This window comes from Arthrobacter sp. GMC3 (assembly GCF_002929305.1).
Lineage (GTDB): Bacteria > Actinomycetota > Actinomycetes > Actinomycetales > Micrococcaceae > Specibacter.
The window spans coordinates 252,625-272,244 of sequence record NZ_PJIO01000001.1; the positions used below are offsets into that span (position 1 = coordinate 252,625).

The window sequence follows — 19,620 nt, forward strand, 5'->3', positions numbered from 1 at the left end:
CGCCCCACACCAAGACCAACCCCGAAAGGACGTCTCGACGATGACCACTGCAACGCTGATTGAAACTGTTCCGAGCTACATCCAGGACGCCTGGTGGACCCCGGCCGACGGCGTCTCCGGCGTGGAGGCGCGCGACGCGAGCACGGGTGAGGTGCTGGCCCGGGTCTCCGCCGAAGGGTTGGACCTTGGCGTGGCCGTGGAGTACGGCCGAACCGTAGGCCAAGCCGAACTCGGCAAGCTGACCATCCACCAGCGGGCGCTGAAACTGCGTGAACTGGCCGCTTATCTGAATGACCGTCGCCAGGAGCTGTATGCGGTTTCTGCCCAGACGGGTGCCACGAAAATCGATTCCATGGTGGACATCGACGGCGGCATCGGCGTGCTGTTCACGTTCTCCTCCAAGGGCCGGCGCGAACTGCCCAACTCCAATGTGATCGTTGACGGCCCCGTGGAGGTTTTGAGCAAGGACGGCTCTTTCATCGCCGAGCACATCTACACCCGGATCCCCGGTGTGGCCGCACAGATCAACGCCTTCAACTTCCCGGTGTGGGGCATGTTGGAAAAGTTTGCCCCGGCGTTCCTGGCTGGCGTCCCCACCATCGTCAAGCCAGCCACGCCCAGTGGCTACCTGGCCGAGGCTGCCGTGCGAGCCATGGTTGAATCAGGGATTCTGCCGGCCGGTTCGTTGCAGCTGATCTCCGGTTCCGCCCGCACCCTGCTGGATGTCCTGGACTACCGCGACATGGTCTCCTTTACCGGCTCAGCCTCCACCGCCAATGTCTTGAAGAATCACCCCAATGTGGTTCAAGGCGGGGTCCGCTTCACGGCGGAAACCGATTCCCTGAACGCCGCCATTCTTGGTCCCGATGCCGTTCCCGGTACGCCCGAATTCGAGGCGTTCATCAAGTCGGTGGTCACCGAGATGACCGTCAAGGCTGGGCAGAAGTGCACGTCCATCCGCCGCACCATCGTCCCGAACGAGCTCAAACAGGCCGTCATTGATGCCATCGGTGCGCGGATCAGCGAACGCGTGGTGCTGGGCGATCCCCGCGCGGAGGGTGTCACAATGGGTGCGCTCGCCTCGGTGGAACAGCTTGCCGACGTCCGGGCCGCCGTGGAAACCATGATCGCGGCCGGCGGTGAGCTGGCCTGGGGTAGCTTGGATGCGCCCGCGGTGACGCGCGCGGACGGCTCTGTTGCCGCCGTCGTCGACGGTGCGTTTATGTCGCCGGTGCTGCTGAGTTGGGCCAACGCCGAGGCGCCGGAGGTGCACTCGCTGGAAGCGTTTGGGCCGGTGTCGAGCGTCATTGGCTATGAATCGCACGACGGCGACGTCAGCGAGGCAGTCCGGCTCGCCGCGTTGGGGGCAGGGTCCCTGGTGGCGACCGTCTGCACGAACGATCCCGCCACGGCAGCCGCCTTGGTGACGGGGATTGCCGCCCACCACGGCCGAGTGTTGGTGCTCAACCGCGAGGACGCCCGGACCTCCACGGGCCACGGTTCGCCCGTACCGCACCTGGTCCACGGCGGCCCGGGACGCGCCGGCGGCGGGGAGGAACTAGGCGGCATCCGCTCGGTCAAGCACCACATGCAGCGCACCGCCATCCAGGGCTCACCGAACATGCTCACGGCCGTGACCGGAGTGTGGCACACGGGCGCTGCCCAAGTACTGGCCGGCGATCCGGAGTTCGGCGGGGTTGCCAGCGCGGTGCACCCGTTCCGGAAGTCGCTCGCCGAGCTGCACATTGGTGACGGCTTCGCCTCCGGCCTGCGGCAGGTGACGCTGGCGGACATCACCGCCTTTGCCAACTCCACGGGCGACACCTTCTACGCCCACACCGACGCGGTTGCCGCGGAAAAGAACCCGTTCTTCCCGGGGATCGTGGCGCACGGCTACTTGCTGGTGTCCTGGGCGGCCGGGCTGTTCGTGGAGCCCGCGCCGGGACCCGTCCTGGCCAACTACGGGCTCGAGGCCCTGCGTTTCATCACCCCTGTGGCTGCCGGGGATTCGATCCGCGTGACGCTGACGGCCAAGAAGATCACCCCGCGCGTGACTGACGAATACGGTGAAGTCTGCTGGGATGCGATCCTGCACAACCAGAACGGCGAGATCGTGGCCACCTACGACGTGCTGACCCTCGTCGAAAAAGAGGACACCCTGTACGCGTAGCGCTGTAATGAGGCGGCGGAGCCGGCGTTTCCGTAGGCCGCGTAAAGGAGACTGTAAGGCCGCCCGCGGCCGTCAGTCGGATAGCGGCCGAGGGAATGTCGGCTCCGCCACCGGATACCACTGTCGCTGCGCCGGCTAGAGTTCCTCGACGTCCACTAGGTTGTCGTAGAAGCATACGTAGCCGGCCAGCTCGCCGGCCTCGGGCAGGGGCGTCTGGTAGCTCCACGCCATGTCACCGTCCGGCCCGCCAGCCAACCGCCAGTAACTGGCCTCGCCCTTGTACGGGCACAGCGTGGATGAGTCCGTGGGCACCAGGGCATCCCAATTCACGTCGGCCGCGGGCAGGTAGATCCGCTCCGCCAAGTTGGTTTCAAAAACCATCAGGGGGGCCGAGGATTCTGCCAGTACCAGCTCATCGGAGGTGACCTTCACGTGCCGGGAACTGTGGCGGATGTCCACGCGGTGGAAGGGGTCCCGCGGGTGCGACTGAACGATGTCGTCCTCCTCCCGCCAGGTGAATGCTTCGGAGTCGAAGGCCACATAGCCGGCCAACGCGGCGTCCTGAAGTTCGAAGGCCCCGCCCGCGGCGCTGGCCCCTCCCGCAGTGACATCAAGGGCTGTCCCGGGGGTGCTGTGCCGGCTAAAAGGGATACCGGGGTGCAGCACGTCTGGAGTGCCACCGCCAGGGGTGGCCGGGGTGGCTGCGCTAAGGACGGCGTCGACGTCGGTGGCCGGCACCGCGTAGCACGGCACCACCCGTCGGGGTTCCCACATGATGACGGCGTTGCGGGAGTCCAGAACTAGCTCCTGCCCCAGATATGCGCGGATGCGCTTGGTGGTTGGTTCGTAACGAAGCTCGCGCGAGAGTGCCTGCAAGGATTCGGAGATTTTGGTGGCCATGCCTAAAGCGTGCGCCGGACCGGGAAAAACGTCAATCCCTAGGGCAGCCCGACAAGATGTGAGATCAAAGCCGGCTGTGGTGAAAAGTGTTTTGGCGTTCACGGCGCGTGATGTCCGCGGAGTAGGGAGGCGTAAACCAGGCGATGCTGCCCTCGAGCCTGACCGTCCAGCCCCGCTCGTGGAGGTAGTGGTGGTGGAGGCTGCAACACAAGACGCCATTGTCCACGCTGGTGACGCCCCCGTCCTTCCAAGGAATGATGTGATGGCCTTCAGTCCATTGCGGTGGTGCCATGCAGTCGGGGAAGGCGCAGCCCATGTCCCTGGCCACGAGAATCTTGCGTTGGGCGAAGGTGAACAGCCGTTGCGTGCGGCCCACGTCAAGAATGCTCCCGTTGCTGTCGAGGAAGAGTTCGGTGACCTCGGATGCACACAGCTCTTCTTCGAATAGTGCGAGTGGAACTTGACCACAATAGGGGGTGAGTACAGATCCGCCATGGTCCTTCCGGGCAAGGTCCTCCTGGGTGACGGAGACGTAGAGCTGCGGCTTCAAACCGCCATTCATGGGCAGTTTGTCCGTGCTGGCCGCAAGTTTGAGGCAGCTGATCAGCCCGTCAAGCAATTTCTGTGCGGCTGTTCGCCTGTCCTTCACCGCCGGATCCGAGCTATTGGGATCAATGGGGCTCAAATCCTCCAGTTCCCCTCCGGATCCGGGCACGGGGACAAAAACCCCGTCGACATGGTGGGGCCAGGGCACTCCTTGCTCCGCATCTGGAACTGCCGGGCCGCCCCACCATTGGTCCTCGGACTCGGACTCGGACTCGGGAAGAGGGCTATCGTCAGGGGGAGCAGTCCAGCCATTGTCCTGTTCGGTGATGTCCGGGAACCAAAACCAAGTGTCACCCTCATGGACGGGTGGCAGTGCGTTTGCTGGGGCATTGGGCGGTCGCGGCGGGATATCTTCCGGGGCCAGTGGTGGCCGCCAGCCTTGGCCAACCCCGGCAACCCGGTCTGCTGGCGGCGGTTTCCGCCACGTAGATCCATCCTCAGCGGTGGACGCCGTCCACAGGGGCTGTCCAGGGTTCTGAAGGGGCGGCCTGGGAGTTGGAATGGGACGCTCAGAGCTGTCATGTTGCCGCCCCGTATCTTGAGACTGGTCGTCGAGCCTCTTGGGATTAGTAGCCCAGCCGAGGTAGGCCATGGCGCGTTCGTACTGGCTGACGGTCAAGTAACCGTCGATCCGGACCCAACCCTTATACGGCTTTCGAAAGAAGATGCCTTGTTTGGCTAAACGTTGGGCCTCGGATGGTTTTTGCCCGTCCGGATCAAGCAAGGCCATGGCTCGGACACCCAAATGCTGAAGGAAGTAAGGAGGCTCCACTTCGGCATACTCAGTCAGAGTCTCCTCCAACTCGCGGGACGCCTCCTGAGGGATTCTTCCCGCGGCGGCAAGGGCGGTGGCTCGGTCAACGAATCCGGAAACGATCAGTGCCTGTCCGGCGGAAATCTTTCCCGAGAACAAAGCTGATCCCAGGACAACCTGGCTCGGTGGCCTCACTATCTGAGTCAATGAATCGTAGGCAGGCAGGAACTTTTGCGCCAACAGCAGCCTATGGGAGGCCTCAGCCCTACTGAGCTTCAGCGACGACCCGATGTATTCAGCGGGTGTGCGTGCCCCCGATTCTTGATAGCGGCCGGCTCCAACACGAGCGGACAGCTCCCCGGCGGCCTGCACCAGCAACCCCTGAAGATGCCGGTTGAGATGTTCAAGGGTTTGAGCCCACGCCGCGGCTTCATCATCTGAGAGTGCATCGAGTTCGAGCCCCAGCGGCGTGGCAAGCAATGCCGGTTCCTCCGCTGTGCCCAAGTTGACCCGGGATTTTGCAGTAGCGGCGCGGATAAGCGACTCGGCAAGGGCCAGCAGATGGTGGATGTGTTCACCAGCTGTCCTACTGCCGTTTGTGGATCCGGGTTGCCCCGGTATCGTCGCCGTCGCTTCCATAACTTCAACATTACGGTCAGGGTCTGACATTTTACGACGAAAAATACGATATGTGGATTTCTCTCGAAACTATTCGAACTGTGGAGGAGCGAATCACCAAATTAAGCCACCGGCGGGGAGCGGAAGCGGCTAGCGGTGCAGGCCCTCGAAAGCCATGGAGATGACGTCGTCGGCCAGCTTTTTTGCGGTCAGTGGTCCGCCGGGCTTGTACCATTCCACGATCGAATTGATGGTGCCAAACAGCAGTCTGGTGACGGTTCCCGGGTCAATATCTGCACGGAGCGTGCAGTCTTGCTGGGCCGCGGAGACCAAGCTGGTGATGGTCCGGTCAAAGGCGCGACGCCGGGCCATCGCTTCGCGTTCCATCGCCGTGTTCCCGCGCAGACGCAGTAGCAAGGTAACGAACGGCAGCCGCTCCACGAGAACCGCGATGGTTCCGCGCAGCACATATTCCAAACGTGCCACGGCGGTCCCCGAGGTGGCGCCGTCGAGCGTCAATACCTCTTCCAAACCGCCCAGGGCCTCTTCGAGGGCTAGGCGCAGCAGCTCCTCTTTGGACGGGACATGGTGGTAGATGGCCGACTTGGAAATGCCCAAGGTGTCGGCCAGAATGCCCATCGAGGTGGCCTCGTAGCCGTGCTTGTTGAAGACCTCCACGGCGATTCGCAGCACGGATTGCTGGTCGTAGCCGGGGCGCCCGCGCTTGCTGGTCGGGGCGGGCGGCGTAGTGGTGGGGAGGGTGGCAGGCATGGTTCCTAGTTTCTCACGGCGTCAGCCCTTGGGACGGTTGTCGTAGATGCGCCGAAGTTTCCCGTTGGAGCGTTCCAGCGTGCCCGGTGCCACCACGTCGATGACGCAGGAAGAGCCCACATGGATCTTGATTTGAGCCTTCAACGTTGCTGCCGCGGCGGTGCGCTCAGCAGGGGTGGTGTTTTCGCGCGGTTCAATGTGGATTGTCATCTCATCCATCCGGCCGGTGCGGGTCAGTTCCAACTGGAAATGCGGGCTCAGCGTCGGGATGCGCAGTGCAATCTCCTCAATCTGAGAGGGGAAAAGGTTTACCCCGCGCAGGATAATCATGTCGTCGCTGCGGCCCGTGATGCGGGCCATGCGGCGCATGGACGGACGTGCCGTGCCGGGCAGCAGCTTGGACAGATCCTTGGTTCGGTACCGGATGATCGGCAGAGCCTCTTTAGTCAGGGCCGTGAACACCAGCTCGCCCTCCTGGCCATCGGGCAGAACGGTGGAGTGGTCGAAGGGGTCGATGATCTCAGGGCGGAAGTGGTCTTCCCAGATGTGGTTGCCGTCCTTGGTTTCCACGGATTCTCCGGCAACGCCCGGGCCCATGACCTCGGACAATCCGTAGATGTCGCAGGCCTGCAGGTCCAGGCCCGACTCCAACTCGTGGCGCATCTCTTCGGTCCACGGCTCTGCGCCGCATACCGCGAATTTCAGGGAGGTGGCGCGCGGGTCGATGCCGCGCTGGAGCATGGCGTCCATGATGGTCAAGAGGTAGGTTGGCGTGCACATGATGGCATCCGGCTCGAAGTCGGTGATCAGCTGGATTTGCTTCTCGGTCTGCCCGCCGGACATGGGGATGACGGTGGTGCCCAGCGCCTCGGCCCCGTAGTGTGCGCCAAGTCCACCGGTGAACAGGCCGTAACCGTAGGCGTTGTGGACCTTCATGCCGGGCCGGACACCGGATGCACGCATGGACCGGGCCACCAGGGACGCCCAGATCTTGATGTCATTGGCCGTGTACCCCACCACCGTGGGGCGGCCCGTAGTGCCGGAGCTGGCGTGGATGCGCACCACCTCGTTCTGCGGAACGGCGAACATGCCGAAGGGGTATTCCTGGCGCAGGTCTTCCTTGGTGGTGTACGGGAATTTCGCCAAATCCGACAACTCCCGAAGGTCGGAGGGGTGGACCCCGGCGTCGTCGAACTTGCGCTTGTACAGGGGGACGCGGTCGTAAGCGTAGGCCACAGTGTGCTGCAGCCGGGTCAGTTGCAGTGCCTCAAGTTCGTCGCGGCTCATGAGTTCCGCCGCATCCAGCTTGGAAGGGTCCCGCGGGGTGGTATCGGTCATCGTGGACGGACCTTTCACTTGGTGTGCCTGTTCGGAATGGTCCGGCTGCGGCCGCGGAATTCGGCGATTACGGTGGCGCCGTCGTCGCTCAAGATTTGAACGTCATAGAGGCCGCTGCGTCCCTGCTGCTGGCGTCTGGTGGCGACGGCGGTAATGCGTTGGCCCGCGCGGCTGGGGGCAAGAAAATTAACGTCGACGCCGGCCGCAACAGTCACGGTGCTGCCGTCGCCGTCGGCGGGGTTGCAGGCCAGAGCGAAGGCGGAGTCGGCGAATGCGAAGATCATGCCGCCGTGCGTGATGCCGAAACCGTTCATCATCTCCGGGCGTAGCGTCATGGCGATGGTTGCCTGGCCGTCTCCGAGGTGAAGGACCTCGATCCCCAGCCACTCGCTCGCATGGTCATGGGTGAGCATCGGATGGTGGACATCCGCGTCGATGGGCGACATGTGTCACTCCTCACTTTTCTTACCGAATGTTCATTAGGTAATACCCTGTTGGGGTGTTCTGTCAATCAAGGCCTGAGCGGTGACCCGGGTTGATTGACGAGGCGTTCGTCACACTATATTCTGAACGAACGGTCGGTAATTAAATCCACCAAGAATCGGCACACATCAAGGAGAAGCCATGGCACAAAATGTGCAGTCCGGGGGAGTATCCACGCACGAGCAATCCGAGCTGGATGCTGCCGGGGCGGAAAACTTCGACGCGATCATCGCCAGGGATTCCCGGATCGAGCCCCGCGACTGGATGCCAGAGGCCTACCGGCGCTCCTTAGTCCGCCAGATTTCCCAGCACGCACATTCGGAGATCATCGGCATGCAACCAGAAGCCAATTGGATCACTCGGGCGCCTAGCCTGAAGCGCAAGTCCATCCTGATGGCCAAGGTTCAGGACGAAGCCGGGCACGGACTCTACCTCTATTCGGCGGCCGAAACCCTAGGGACCTCCCGCGACGAGATGATGGATGCGCTCGTGGCAGGCAAGGCCCGCTACTCCTCCATTTTTAACTACCCGACGCCCACCTGGGCGGATATGGGAGCCATCGGCTGGATGGTGGACGGTGCCGCTATCTGTAATCAGGTGCCCCTGTGCCGCGCTTCTTACGGACCCTACGGCCGGGCGATGGTGCGTGTCTGCAAAGAGGAATCGTTCCACCAGCGCCAGGGCTTTGAGATTCTGCTTGAGCTGGCCAACGGCACCCCTGAGCAGAAGGAAATGGCCCAGGACGCCGTGAACCGCTGGTACGCGCCATCGCTGATGATGTTTGGTCCGCCGGACGACGATTCGCCCAACTCCAAGCAGTCCATGGCCTGGAACATCAAGCGGTTCAGCAATGACGAGCTGCGCTCCCGCTTCGTGGGGATGATGGTTGAGCAGGTCAAGGTGCTGGGCCTGACTCTTCCCGATACGCAGATCCGCTTCAACGAGGCCACCAAGAAGTGGGACCACGCGCCCCTTGACTGGGAAGAGTTCAAGGAAGTGTTGGCCGGCCGGGGCCCCTGCAACGCCCAACGCCTGGAGCGTCGCCGGTCCGCCCACGAAGAAGGTGCTTGGGTTCGTGAAGCCGCCACGGCCTACGCCGAAAAACAGGCCGCCAAGAACGCGCAGAAAGTAGCGGCTTGATAATGAATGAGCAAGACAAAGCCTCAAGCACGACGCCGGCGCCCGAGCCGGGAGCCCACCGCTGGCCCCTGTGGGAGGTGTTCGTGCGATCGAACCGGGGACTCAGCCACGTCCATGCTGGTTCACTCCACGCGCCCGACGCCTCGATGGCGCTGCGCAATGCCCGCGACCTCTACACGCGTCGCAACGAGGGCGTTTCCATCTGGGTGGTCCCGGCCGACGCCATCGCCGCCTCCGACCCCGACGCCAAGGGCGCCTTCTTCGAGTCCCCCCAGGGCAAGGACTACCGGCACGCCACCTATTACACGAAGAGCGAAGGGGTGAAGCACCTGTGACACAGTCCGTAGGTGACAGCTCCGCCTCCGCCACCCGAATCACGCCCGGCAACGCGCTCCGCCCGGAAGACATCGCCCAAGCCACCCGGCAGGGCGCAGCGAAGGCAAGCGAAGACGTGGCCGAATACGCACTGCGCCTGGGCGATGACGCCCTGATCCTGGCGCAGCGGCTGAGCCATTGGATTTCCCGTGCACCCGAGCTCGAGGAAGACGTGGCATTGGGGAATATCGCCCTGGACCAGCTAGGTCACGCCCGCTCGTTCCTGAGCTACGCCGGCAGCGCGTGGGGTAAAAGCGAGGACGACCTCGCCTACTTCCGCCGAGAACCCGAATTCCGTTCGGCGCACCTGTTCGAGCAGCCCAACGGCGACTTTGCCGCGACCATTGCCCGGCAGTTCATCGTGGCCAACTACCAGTTCCCGCTCTACCGCGAATTGACCCGTTCGAGTGACCCCATGCTGGCGGCCATCGCTGCCAAGGCCGTCAAGGAAGTGGACTACCACCTTGACCACAGCACCCAGTGGGTGTTGCGTCTGGCCGGCGGCACACAGGAATCACGCCGCCGCATCATCGCCGGGTTCAAGCTCATGTGGCCGTGCGTTGGCGAGCTGTTCGAGGATGACGAGCTGACGGCGCGACTCGGCGATGCCGGCGTCGTGCCCTCCAGCCTGCGCGCGGAATTCGACCGAGGCGTGGCGGATGTCTTCACCGAAGCGGAACTGGATGTCCCCGCGTCGCCCCCGGCTACCGGCGGCGGCAGGCACGGGCGCCATTCCGAACACATGGGCTACCTGCTGGCCGAAATGCAGGTGCTGGCGCGCGAATTCCCCGGGGCAAGTTGGTGACCGTCATGAACACTCTCGAAACAACGGCGCAGCAGACGGCGTGGGACATTGCCGCCCGCGTGTGTGACCCCGAAATCCCGGTGCTAACCATCGCCGATTTGGGTATTCTGCGCAGGGTTGCGGTGTACGACGACGGCGATGCAGCAAACGCTGCGGGCAAACCTGCCGTGCAGATCACCATCACGCCCACCTACTCGGGCTGCCCGGCCATGGACGCCATCCGCGACGACCTGGCCGCGGTTTTCGCCGCCGAAGGTTACGCCCACGTCGCCATTGAAACGGTGCTGGCACCGGCCTGGACCACGGACTGGATGACGGACGCGGGCAAGGCCAAGCTGGAGGAATACGGGATCGCTGCCCCCAGCGGGCACTCCGGCGCGGGCGGGCACAGCGGCCGGATCCGGCTGGCCCTGGCGGTCAAATGCCCGCAATGCCAGTCGCTGAATACCAAGGAAATCACCCGCTTCGGGTCCACATCCTGCAAAGCGCTCTATGTCTGCCAGGACTGCAAGGAACCCTTCGACTACTTCAAGGTGCTCTAATGACCGTCCCCGCTGATGCCACCGCCCGGCGCCGCGCCGCCTTCCACACGTTGACGGTCTCAGGGGTTCGCCGCCTCACCGAGGACGCCATCGAGGTCACCTTCGGCGTCCCCGCGGAACTCGCCGGCTACTACGACTACCTTCCGGGCCAGTACGTCGCCCTGCGCAGGCAAATGCCCGACGACGACGGAGTGCAGCGGGAAGTGCGGCGCAGCTACTCGATCTGCGCCGCGCCAGTGAAGTTCGACGACGGCAGCTCCGAAATTCGCGTGGCCATCAAGCGAGACCTCGGCGGACAGTTCTCCACCTGGGCGAACGCCGAACTGGCCGAGGGCGAGGCCATGGAGGTCATGAGCCCCATGGGCGCCTTCATTTCCAAACTTGGCGGGCCCTCCAATGTGCTCACGGGCATGAATCACCCCGAAGACTTGGTGGCCGGTGCTGGCACCTTCGTGGCCATCGCGGCCGGATCCGGCATCACCCCGGTCATCGCGATTGCCCGCACCCTGCTGGCCGCCAACGCCGAAACCCGCTTCGACCTCATCTACGCCAACAAAGCCTCCATGGACGTTATGTTCCTGGAAGAACTTGCGGATCTGAAAGACAAATACCCGGCCCGGTTGGCCCTGCATCACGTGCTCTCCCGTGAACAGCGCATCGCCCCCATCATGAGCGGACGGCTCGACGCCGACAAACTCGAGGCGCTGCTCGGCACCGCCATTCACAGCGACGACGTCGACGAATGGTTCCTGTGCGGACCGTTCGAACTCGTCCAGCTGTGCCGCGACGTGCTCGCCGCCCGCGGCGTACCCAAGGACCGTATCCGCTTTGAACTATTCACCACAGGCACCCCCAACCGCCCCGAAGGCCAGGCCGGGCGCCGCGTCGTCGTGGACGAATCGGAAGATAACTACAAAATCACCTTCACCCTCGACGGCCTCAAGGCGGACATCCTCAGCCCCACCCACGCCCGCGAATCCATCCTCAACGCAGCCCTGCGAGTGCGCCCCGACGTCCCGTTCGCCTGCGCCGGCGGCGTCTGCGGCACCTGCCGCGCCAAGCTCGTGACCGGGACGGTTGATATGGAAGAGAACTACGCCCTGGAGCCGGAGGAAATAGCCAACGGCTACGTCCTCACCTGCCAGTCCCGCCCCACAACGCCCGAGGTCACCGTTGACTACGACGTCTAGACTGCGGCCGCGAAGTCGTCACCTTCGGAGGCGGACCGGCATTTTTCCGGCGACTATCCGACGCGTCGGCCGCGGGCGGCCTTTGGCGTCTCCTTTACGTCGCCTACAAAAAATGTCGGCTCCGCCGCCGTGGTGGTTGTCTCACCAGTCCCTGTGTCCAGCCAACTGAGGAGTGTCCATGATTGAGCTTTCCATTGCCGACGGCGTGGCCGAGATTGTGCTTAATGCCCCGCACAAGTTGAACTCACTGGATGAGGCCGGGCTCGTGGAGCTTGACGCCGCCTATGACGAGGCCGGGGCGGCCGTGGCCGACGGTGCGGTTCGGGCGCTGCTGCTGCGGGGAGCGGGCCGGGCGTTTTGTGCCGGTCGGGACATTGCCGGGGTGGATGGTGCCAACGACGACGCGCGCGGCTACCTTGAGGGGTTACTGACCCCGTTGCTGCGCAAAATGAGTGTGTTCCCGGCGCCGACCTTTGCCGCGGCGCAAGGTGCCTGCCTCGGTGTAGGGCTCGGGTTGCTGATCGCCACCGACGTTGTCTACGTGGCAGAGAACGCCAAGTTCGGCTCACCGTTCGGCAACCTCGGCGCCACCCTGGACTCCGGTGGACACTGGCTGTTCACCGAACGGCTCGGAAGCCATCGCACACTTGATCTGATCTACTCCTCGGAGCTGATCAGCGGTTCCGAGGCCGTCGCTGCGGGGCTGTTCAGCAGGACGAAGCCGGCCGATGAATTACTGGACTTCACCCGGGCAGCAGCGCTGAAGGCAGCCACCGGACCAACTCAGGCTTTCAACGCCAGCAAAACCCTGGTGGCACAGATCAGGGACAAACGTCTGGGACTGTGGGACGCCGTCGTACAAGAAAACGCCGCACAGGTGGCCCTGTCAAAAACGGCCGACTATGCCGAGGGGTTCGCCGCCTTCACCGCCAAACGCAAACCTGACTTCACGGGGAATTAGCTCTGCGGCGTGGCCCTGCGCAGGAACGGCCAGGCGATCGCCGCAATTCCCAGGGCCACCAGGACGAAGGCCTCGCCCGGGAACGCAAACACCCGCAGAGCCACGGCGGCTACCAAAAAAGGCAGGGCTGCCCACTTGAGCGCCTGGTACTGGAGCCTGGCGCCCCAGCCAAAAAGCATGACGGCGAAGTAGAGGCTCAGTTCAAAGCGCGCCGACCACTCTATGAAGAAAAAGATGATGGCAAGGATGAACATCAAGGCAGCCGCCGTGGTGGTTTGACGGCGGGCCTCCGTTTTAGGCGAGAGCGCCAACGGAATCCAGACAATTGCAGCGGACAGTGCCGGGACCAACGGTGAGGCGACAAAGACGGTCATGGACGTGGTGGCGGGATCACCTGCGCCAAGAAACAGCATCAGCGCCGAGAACAGCGCCCCGACACCAGCTGCCAGAAAGATCAGCTTGCTCACCGTAGGCGCCTCCTGGGCGGCAATGGCGGTCTGGGCAGCTTTGGCAGGGGTGACTTGGGGATTCTTCATTGCTCCATCCTCCCAGCTAAAGCTGGACGGCTGATCTACTTGCGCCCGGTGAAATGCTCCATCGACTTGTAGACGCCGAACACACGCCCGGCCACCACATCCCAGGCAGCGATCGGCAGGATCCCGCGCAGCGCCGTGCTCAGTTTCACGGTCCACGGCATCATCAGAATGGGTGTGCCCTCCTTCATAGCCCTCCACACCCGTTCCGTCACCGCCGCCGGCTCCATGAGCGGGGTCAGCAAGGGGCCGCGAGCCCCCTCAAACATGCCCGTCTTGATGTAGGAGGGGCAGAACGTGGTCACCTTGATGTGGTGGTGTCCGGCCTGCTTCAGTTCCAGCCGTAGGGAATCGCTCCACCCGATCACGGCCCACTTGGAGGACGAATAGACGCTCATTCGGGGGTTGGCCAGCAGCCCCGCCGCGGAGGCCACGTTCACAATCCGGGACGTTCGTCCGCCCTCGATCATGGCGGGCAGAAATTCGCGGGTGACGTGCATCAGCGCCAGGGAGTTGATGGCCATGGTGGCCGCGATGTCGCTGCGCTGATCGTGTTCCCAAAAGTACTTGCCACGCACAATACCGGCGTTGTTAATCAGAATGTCCGGGGTGCCGACGTCGTTGCGCACCTTTTCTGCGGCGCCCTCGATGGCCTCAAGCTTGCTGACATCCACCACGTAGCTGTGGATCTGGGAACCTTTCCCGCTCAATTCGGCAGCAGCATCTTCCAGCAACTGGGCGTTGACGTCCCACAGGACCACGTGTGCGGCGTGATCCCGAACCGCCAGCTGGGCGTACATTTTGCCCATTCCCATGGCGGCCCCGGTGATCAGTACAGTTGCATTGGCAAGGGATTCAATGGTGCTATTCACGGCTGCGGCTCCAGTGGTGAGGGGATGAGTTTGCCCGGGTTCATGATGCCTTCCGGGTCCAATGTGGTTTTGAAGCTGGCGAGGACCTTCAGGCCCAGATCTCCGATTTCGGCGGCCATATAGGGAGCGTGGTCCAGGCCGACGGCGTGATGGTGGGTGATGGTGGCACCAGCCGAGATGATGGCCTTTGAGGCCGCCTCCTTGACCCGCGAATTCTGGGCCAGCCCGTCCTCCTCCAAGCCCGCTAGAAAAGTGAAATACAGCGAGGCGCCGTCGGAATACACGTGGGAAATGTGCGTTTGCACGTAGGCGGCCGCACCGTTTGACTCCAGGGCGTCCAGGATGGCCCGGCGAACGCTCGTGTAGGTCCCCTCCACGCTGCCCCAGACGGCGGCCGTTTCCAGCGTCTCCACGTACACGCCTCGGGTCAGCAGTTCATCGCGCATGTACGGGCCACTGAACCTGCCATGCTCCCACGACTTCCCCGGGAGCGGCCCCACCGGGATACCGCCAGCGCGGCGAAGGATCCGGGCGCTGCGCCTTTTGCCTGCCCGGCACTGGCGCCCGTCGCCCTCCCAAACAAAAAGGGCCAGCGCAGACTTCTTTTGGCCGCGAGTGGTGAGGTAGCGCGAGAGTATGCCAGTCTTCCAGCCGCCCAATTTGAAGGTCGACGCCGTTTCGTCGGTGTCGCTCAAACGGCACACGTGCGGCATGTCGCCGCGTCGGCCGTGCTGTCGCAGTTGACGCATGGCGTCGGCCCCGGCGGCAAAGGTAGGGAAGGACCACGCGCCGTACACCTTTGCCTCGGGCGCCGGGGATACCTTCACAGTTGCTTGGGTTATGACGCCCAGGGTGCCTTCGCTGCCAACCACCACGTCGAGGAGCTTGGGTCCGGCAGCGGTGCCGGGTGCCGGGGAGCCGGCGTCGAAGGGGCCTGCGGGAGTTTGAAGATGCACCGACTTGACCAGATCATCCGAGCGCCCGTAACCGGTGGAGGCCTGACCGGCGGAGCGGGTGGCCAGGTAGCCGCCCAGGGTCGCCTCCTGATGGCTTTGCGGAAAGTGCCCCAGCGTGAAGCCGCGTGGCGCCAGCGCCGCCTCGATGGCAGGGCCCCGGATGCCGGCCTCAAAGGTGGCCGTACGGGAGAGCGGATCCACGTGCAGCAGGCGGTTCATGCGGCGCATGTCGATGGTGATGAGGCCGGAAAAGCGGCCGCGCAGCGGCTCCACCCCGCCCACTACGGATGTTCCGCCGCCAAAGGTAACCACCGCCAACTTCCGTCGAACACAGACAGCCAAGACCTCGCCCACCTCCTCGCTGCTGCCGGGGAAGACGACGGCGTCCGGGGCGTCGAGTGCGTCCCCGCTGCGACGGCGCATCAGGTCCGGGGTGCTCTTGCCGCCCGCATGAAGAACGCGGTCCGAATCGAAAGTTGAGACGTGCTCCGGCCCCGTGATGGCACGGAGTTCGGCCAGGACCGCCTCGTCCAAGGCTGCGGGCCTCACCCTGACATCTGCCAGATCAACGGGAGCGTGGGTGGCCTCAACGCTGGCCAGCTTGAGTGTGCGGCGCAGAAATTCCAGAGCCCCGGCGCTCAGAGGCCGAGCGCGTGCAGGGTCTCCCCATCCCGACCAGATGGACGGGGGAATTTCTTCTGTGAGATTCGTCACCATGAGATACAGTGTGACACATGCAGTCACAACGTACCAATGTGCAGGCGAATACTAGGCTCCTTGCCGCAACCCGGGCATCCGTAGTGCTTCACGGCGTCCGGCGAACCACGGCGAACGACATTGCCGAACGCGCCGGCATCTCCCGGATGACGTTCTACCGCCGGATGGGATCGGTGGAAAACGCCGTGCTGGCAACCCTGACGCAGGAGTTCGCCAGCGCCGCGAGCAGCCTGAGAACCGGAACGCCCGCAGGCACGGGACGCGAACAGCTGGTGCGCTTCGCCGTGGAAAGTGTGCGGCTCTTTGCGACATCGGAGCTGCTAGCCTCGATCGCCGAACGCGACCCCGACTTTCTGGTCCCCTACGTGACGGACAGGTTTGGGGCCAGCCAGCAGCTCATCCTGGACGAATTGCGAGCCCTGCTCGGGGACGGCATCGCCGATGGCAGCGTCGAGGCATCGGCCGGGACCGCCACCGCGCTACTGCTAACGCTGCAGGGTGTGGCCCTATCCTCCCGAGTGTTGCTGAGGACAGACGCGTTCGAGGACTCGCTGGCGGAACTGCACAAGATGCTCGAACGGTACCTCACGCCGTCGAACACCAGCCAAGAACGGACGGTGACACCATGACCGGAAACCCGAGCTGGATCAATGACGACAGCCGCAGCCGGGCACTGGCCCACGTGGCCAGCCACACTGTGGATGTGGCCGTGGTGGGTGGCGGCATCACCGGTGCCGGGGTGGCACTTGATGCCGTAAGCCGGGGGCTGAGCGTGGCACTGATCGAGAGCAGCGACTTCGGCTCCGGGACCAGCGGGTACAGCTCCAAGCTCATCCACGGGGGGTTGCGGTACCTGGCAAAAATGGACTTCCCAGTGGCTTGGGAATCGGCCGTGGAACGTCGCTGGCTCATGAGCAAGATCGCCCCGCACCTGGTCCACCCGCTGGGCTTTGTCATCCCGGATGCCCGTTCCGCCCCTGCCTGGGAGGGTGCGGTCGCGGGGCTAGGTGTGGTCATTTACGACGTCCTGCGCAGGGTGTCCGGCCTGGGCAGCAAGACACTGCCACGGCCCCAACTTCTCTCAAGCAGGGCGGTGGCGGCCCTGGCACCCGCCCTCGATGTGGCGGCACTGCGGCGAGGCTACCTCTATTGGGACGGTCAAGTGGTGGATGACGCCCGACTAGTACTCGGGGTCCTACGGACTGCGGCGGGCCGGGGCGCACACGTCATGCGCGATGTGGCCGCGAACAGCATGAGTGCAACAACCGTGAACGCCGTGGACACCCGGACGGGGGAGCCGGTTCGCATCCAGGCCAAGGTGGTAGTGAATGCCACCGGCGTGTGGGCTGCCGACTTTGTGCCGCAGCTGACGGTGACGCCCAGCCGGGGCACGCACCTGGTGGTTCGGGCGCAACGCCTGGGCAATCCCCACGCCGCACACACTGTTGCCGTGCCGGGGCACTTTGGCCGGTACGTCTTCGTGCTGCCCCAGCCCGGCGGCGTCGTGTACATCGGTCTGACAGACGAGGAGGACCACAGTGCGGACGGCCACCACCCGCAGGTTCCCGAGCACGACGTCGACTTCCTCCTGGACATTGTCAACGCCACCTTGGCGGTCCCCCTGACCCGCGACGACGTCGTGGGTTCCTTTGCTGGGCTGCGGCCCCTGGTGGAAGCGGCCCACGGCGACGGCCCCGACGGTACGGCCGACATTTCCCGCGCACACCTGATCCGGGACGTTCCCGGGGAACCTATAACCGTGGTGGGCGGAAAGATGACAACCTACCGGCGGATGGCCCAGGACGCCGTTGACGCCGCCGCCGCCAGGCTCGGCACAGAGTCAAAATCCGGTACCAGAACCCTGCCCCTGGTCGGTGCGGCGTCGGCCAAGGTGCTCGGAGGCATTGACGCCCCGGCCCGGCTGGTGGCGAAATACGGGACGGAGGCCGCCTCGGTGCAGGCGCTCCAACGGCAGGAGGGCATCCTGGCGGAGCCGTTGTTCGACGGTGCACAGATCACGGGCGCGGAGTTGCTGTTTGCGCTGCGCGCCGAGGGCGCATCCACCGTTGAGGACCTGCTGGAACGGCGAACCCGCCTGGCGTTCGTTCCTGCAGACGCGGCCAGAGCCCGGGGCCGGGCGGAACAGATTCTCGCCATGGCAACCTCTCCATCCTTTGGGGCCGTGCGGTGAGCTCCTTTGCCGGCAGCCAGGTGCTGCTCCTCGTCAATCCGACGTCGGGCGGCGGGCGGGCGCGCAGGCTGTGGCCCCGGACGGTCCAGGCCCTGCGAGCGGCAGGGCTCACGCCAACCGTTTCCATCACCGAGAGCCTCGAGGACGCCACAGCCCAGGCGGGTGCGGTAGCCGCGGGTACCTTGGTGGCGGTCCTTGGCGGGGACGGTTTCCTGGGTGCCGTCGCCGCCGGGGCTCGAACGTCGGGTGCCGTCATATTGCCCTTGGCCGGTGGCCGTGGCAACGACACCGTGCGGCGGCTAGGGCTGGGGCTCGACCCGGTCAAGGCGGTTGGCTCCATCAATGCTTTGGTGGTGGCCGACCTCGACCTCGGGCTGGTCAACGGGCGCCCCTATTTTGGTGTCGCCAATGTGGGCTTCGATGGGCTCGCCAACGAATACGGCAACAGCGCCAAGCTGAATCTGGGGCCGTTCGTGTACTTGTACGGTGGGCTGAAAGCCTTCCTGGCATGGAAGGACGTCACCTTTACGCTCTCCGTTGACGGCCGCGAGACCACATTCCCGGGCTGGTTTGTAGCGGTGGGCAATGTGGGCCAATACGGTGGAGGGTTGCGGATCTGCCCGCAAGCTGTGGTCGACGACGGGTTGCTGGACGTGGTCTCGCTGGGCCGTGCCACGATTGTGGCCGTGGCCACCGCATTCCTGCGCTCCTACCGCGGCACCCACCTGAAGCAGGGGAACATTGCCTCCACACGGGGAAGCGCGGTGGTGATCAGTGCCAACAAGCCGCTGAACATCTACGCCGACGGCGAGAGGGTGGGCCCACTTCCCGCCCTCGTGGAGATCGCGCCCAGGGCAGTAAAAGTCCTTGTCCCGCCGGGCTCGCCCGCGTTTTCCTAGCGAGCCTCAGTTCAGTGGCCGGGTCCCCTCCGGCAGGACGCCGTCGTTCATCAGTGCCGTGGCGGCGTCGGCAATGGCCGTCAGCGCAATCCGCTGGATCCACGGGCCATAGGAAATTCGGGCCACACCCAACGCCTCCAAGGCCGACGGTGTGAGCGAGCCGGGCACGTTGATGACGCTGACCTTGCCCCAGCCGATACCAGCCACGAGTGCCTTGACCGTGTGTTCGTCGAGCTTTCCGGGGACAAAGACGCAGCTTGCCCCGACCTCCAAGTACGCTTTTCCGCGCTCGACGGCGGCCTCCAGCACCTCCCTCGGATCGCGGTCGGCGCCGCGCAAGAACGCGTCGGTACGGGCATTGAGGACAAAGTCGATCCCCTCGGCGGCACCGGCGTCGGCGGCTTGCTTCATCTGCGCAACGGCCTGGGCCAGCGGGCGCATCTGGTCCTCGATATTGGCGCCAACAATGCCCACCCCAACGGCACGGCGGATGGTCTCGCCCGGATTCCCGTAGCCAGCCTCAAGGTCCGCCGTGACGGGAAGCTCGGTGGCCGCGGCAATCCGTCCCACGGCCTCGATCATGGTCGCCAGCGGGATGCATTCGCCATCCTCATAACCATAGGAGGCGGCAATGGAATGGCTGGCCGTGGCCAGCGCCTTGGTGCCGGGCAGATCCGAGATGACCTTGGTGCTGATCACGTCCCACACATTGGCCAGTTGCAGGATTTCCGGGGCTTGGTGGAGCCGGAGCAGTTCAGTTGCTTTGCTTGCTGTGCTCATGGCTCGAGCCTATCCCCGC

At 64.4% G+C, this 19,620-nt stretch carries 19 protein-coding genes; 10 read left to right on the top strand and 9 right to left on the bottom strand.

What is annotated here, in order from left to right; translation table 11 throughout:
• Positions 1-40: 40 nt before the first annotated feature.
• Entirely contained in the window at positions 41-2,170 is a 2,130-nt protein-coding gene (gene paaZ / locus CXQ94_RS01150; RefSeq protein WP_104086388.1) for a phenylacetic acid degradation bifunctional protein PaaZ, read from the top strand.
• A 135-nt stretch (positions 2,171-2,305) separates the two neighbouring features.
• Here the strand turns inward: paaZ and CXQ94_RS01155 are convergent, their stop codons facing one another.
• The 5 genes from CXQ94_RS01155 to paaI form a co-directional block, all read right to left on the bottom strand.
• On the bottom strand, positions 2,306-3,070 hold the full coding sequence (locus CXQ94_RS01155; RefSeq protein ID WP_104086389.1) for a DUF427 domain-containing protein: 765 nt from the start codon (positions 3,068-3,070) through the stop codon (positions 2,306-2,308).
• Between the two features lie 64 nt (positions 3,071-3,134).
• Positions 3,135-5,099, bottom strand: coding sequence for an HNH endonuclease signature motif containing protein (locus tag CXQ94_RS01160; protein WP_104086390.1), 1,965 nt, complete (start codon positions 5,097-5,099; stop codon positions 3,135-3,137).
• A 99-nt stretch (positions 5,100-5,198) separates the two neighbouring features.
• A complete protein-coding gene (locus tag CXQ94_RS01165) occupies positions 5,199-5,819 on the bottom strand; it encodes a TetR/AcrR family transcriptional regulator (RefSeq protein WP_104086391.1) in 621 nt (206 codons plus the stop codon).
• Positions 5,820-5,840: 21 nt separating this feature from the next.
• Positions 5,841-7,157: a phenylacetate--CoA ligase PaaK gene (gene paaK / locus CXQ94_RS01170; RefSeq protein WP_104086777.1), complete on the bottom strand. Its 1,317-nt coding sequence runs from the start codon at positions 7,155-7,157 to the stop codon at positions 5,841-5,843.
• A 14-nt stretch (positions 7,158-7,171) separates the two neighbouring features.
• Entirely contained in the window at positions 7,172-7,603 is a 432-nt protein-coding gene (paaI, locus tag CXQ94_RS01175; protein WP_104086392.1) for a hydroxyphenylacetyl-CoA thioesterase PaaI, read from the bottom strand.
• A gap of 178 nt (positions 7,604-7,781) precedes the next feature.
• On the opposite strand from paaI, the gene paaA reads away from it, so the two are divergent.
• The 6 genes from paaA (at position 7,782) to CXQ94_RS01205 (ending at position 12,653) form a co-directional block, all read left to right on the top strand.
• Positions 7,782-8,780, top strand: a complete 999-nt coding sequence (paaA, locus tag CXQ94_RS01180; RefSeq protein WP_104086393.1) for a 1,2-phenylacetyl-CoA epoxidase subunit PaaA — start codon at positions 7,782-7,784, stop codon at positions 8,778-8,780.
• 2 nt (positions 8,781-8,782) lie between these two features.
• Positions 8,783-9,115 (top strand): 1,2-phenylacetyl-CoA epoxidase subunit PaaB, encoded by a 333-nt coding sequence (gene paaB, locus CXQ94_RS01185; RefSeq protein WP_104086394.1) that lies wholly within the window; start codon positions 8,783-8,785, stop codon positions 9,113-9,115.
• On the top strand, positions 9,112-9,960 hold the full coding sequence (gene paaC / locus CXQ94_RS01190) for a 1,2-phenylacetyl-CoA epoxidase subunit PaaC (protein WP_104086395.1): 849 nt from the start codon (positions 9,112-9,114) through the stop codon (positions 9,958-9,960). The genes paaB and paaC overlap by 4 nt, the downstream gene beginning before the upstream one ends.
• A gap of 5 nt (positions 9,961-9,965) precedes the next feature.
• Positions 9,966-10,502, top strand: coding sequence for a 1,2-phenylacetyl-CoA epoxidase subunit PaaD (gene paaD, locus CXQ94_RS01195; RefSeq protein ID WP_104086778.1), 537 nt, complete (start codon positions 9,966-9,968; stop codon positions 10,500-10,502).
• The gene (gene paaE, locus CXQ94_RS01200; protein ID WP_104086396.1) at positions 10,502-11,692 is read left to right on the top strand and encodes a 1,2-phenylacetyl-CoA epoxidase subunit PaaE; all 1,191 of its coding nucleotides are present in this window, start codon (positions 10,502-10,504) and stop codon (positions 11,690-11,692) included. Before paaD ends, paaE begins: the two co-directional genes overlap by 1 nt.
• Positions 11,693-11,870: 178 nt before the next feature.
• Entirely contained in the window at positions 11,871-12,653 is a 783-nt protein-coding gene (locus CXQ94_RS01205) for an enoyl-CoA hydratase/isomerase family protein (protein WP_104086397.1), read from the top strand.
• Here the strand turns inward: CXQ94_RS01205 and CXQ94_RS01210 are convergent.
• From CXQ94_RS01210 to CXQ94_RS01220, 3 genes are read right to left on the bottom strand one after another with little or no spacing between them, the layout of a single operon-like run.
• Positions 12,650-13,189, bottom strand: a complete 540-nt coding sequence (locus tag CXQ94_RS01210; RefSeq protein ID WP_104086398.1) for a hypothetical protein — start codon at positions 13,187-13,189, stop codon at positions 12,650-12,652. The two genes, CXQ94_RS01205 and CXQ94_RS01210, sit on opposite strands and share 4 nt — an antisense overlap.
• 35 nt (positions 13,190-13,224) lie before the next feature.
• Complete coding sequence (locus CXQ94_RS01215) at positions 13,225-14,058, bottom strand: SDR family oxidoreductase (RefSeq protein ID WP_104086399.1); 834 nt, start codon at positions 14,056-14,058, stop codon at positions 13,225-13,227.
• A complete protein-coding gene (locus CXQ94_RS01220; protein WP_104086400.1) occupies positions 14,055-15,731 on the bottom strand; it encodes an FAD-binding oxidoreductase in 1,677 nt (558 codons plus the stop codon). Before CXQ94_RS01220 ends, CXQ94_RS01215 begins: the two co-directional genes overlap by 4 nt.
• 17 nt (positions 15,732-15,748) lie before the next feature.
• Between CXQ94_RS01220 and CXQ94_RS01225 the strand changes: the two genes are divergently transcribed.
• The 3 genes from CXQ94_RS01225 to CXQ94_RS01235 are packed head-to-tail and all read left to right on the top strand — an operon-like array spanning position 15,749 to position 18,821.
• Positions 15,749-16,360 carry a TetR/AcrR family transcriptional regulator gene (locus CXQ94_RS01225; protein WP_104086401.1) on the top strand — a complete coding sequence of 204 codons (612 nt, stop codon included), beginning with the start codon at positions 15,749-15,751 and terminating at the stop codon, positions 16,358-16,360.
• Complete coding sequence (locus CXQ94_RS01230) at positions 16,357-17,922, top strand: glycerol-3-phosphate dehydrogenase/oxidase (protein WP_104086402.1); 1,566 nt, start codon at positions 16,357-16,359, stop codon at positions 17,920-17,922. Before CXQ94_RS01225 ends, CXQ94_RS01230 begins: the two co-directional genes overlap by 4 nt.
• A complete protein-coding gene (locus CXQ94_RS01235) occupies positions 17,919-18,821 on the top strand; it encodes a diacylglycerol kinase family protein (RefSeq protein WP_181034022.1) in 903 nt (300 codons plus the stop codon). Before CXQ94_RS01230 ends, CXQ94_RS01235 begins: the two co-directional genes overlap by 4 nt.
• Positions 18,822-18,827: 6 nt before the next feature.
• On the opposite strand, the gene CXQ94_RS01240 is transcribed toward CXQ94_RS01235, so the two are convergent.
• Positions 18,828-19,601 carry an isocitrate lyase/phosphoenolpyruvate mutase family protein gene (locus CXQ94_RS01240; protein ID WP_104086404.1) on the bottom strand — a complete coding sequence of 258 codons (774 nt, stop codon included), beginning with the start codon at positions 19,599-19,601 and terminating at the stop codon, positions 18,828-18,830.
• Between the last annotated feature and the right edge of the window lie 19 nt (positions 19,602-19,620).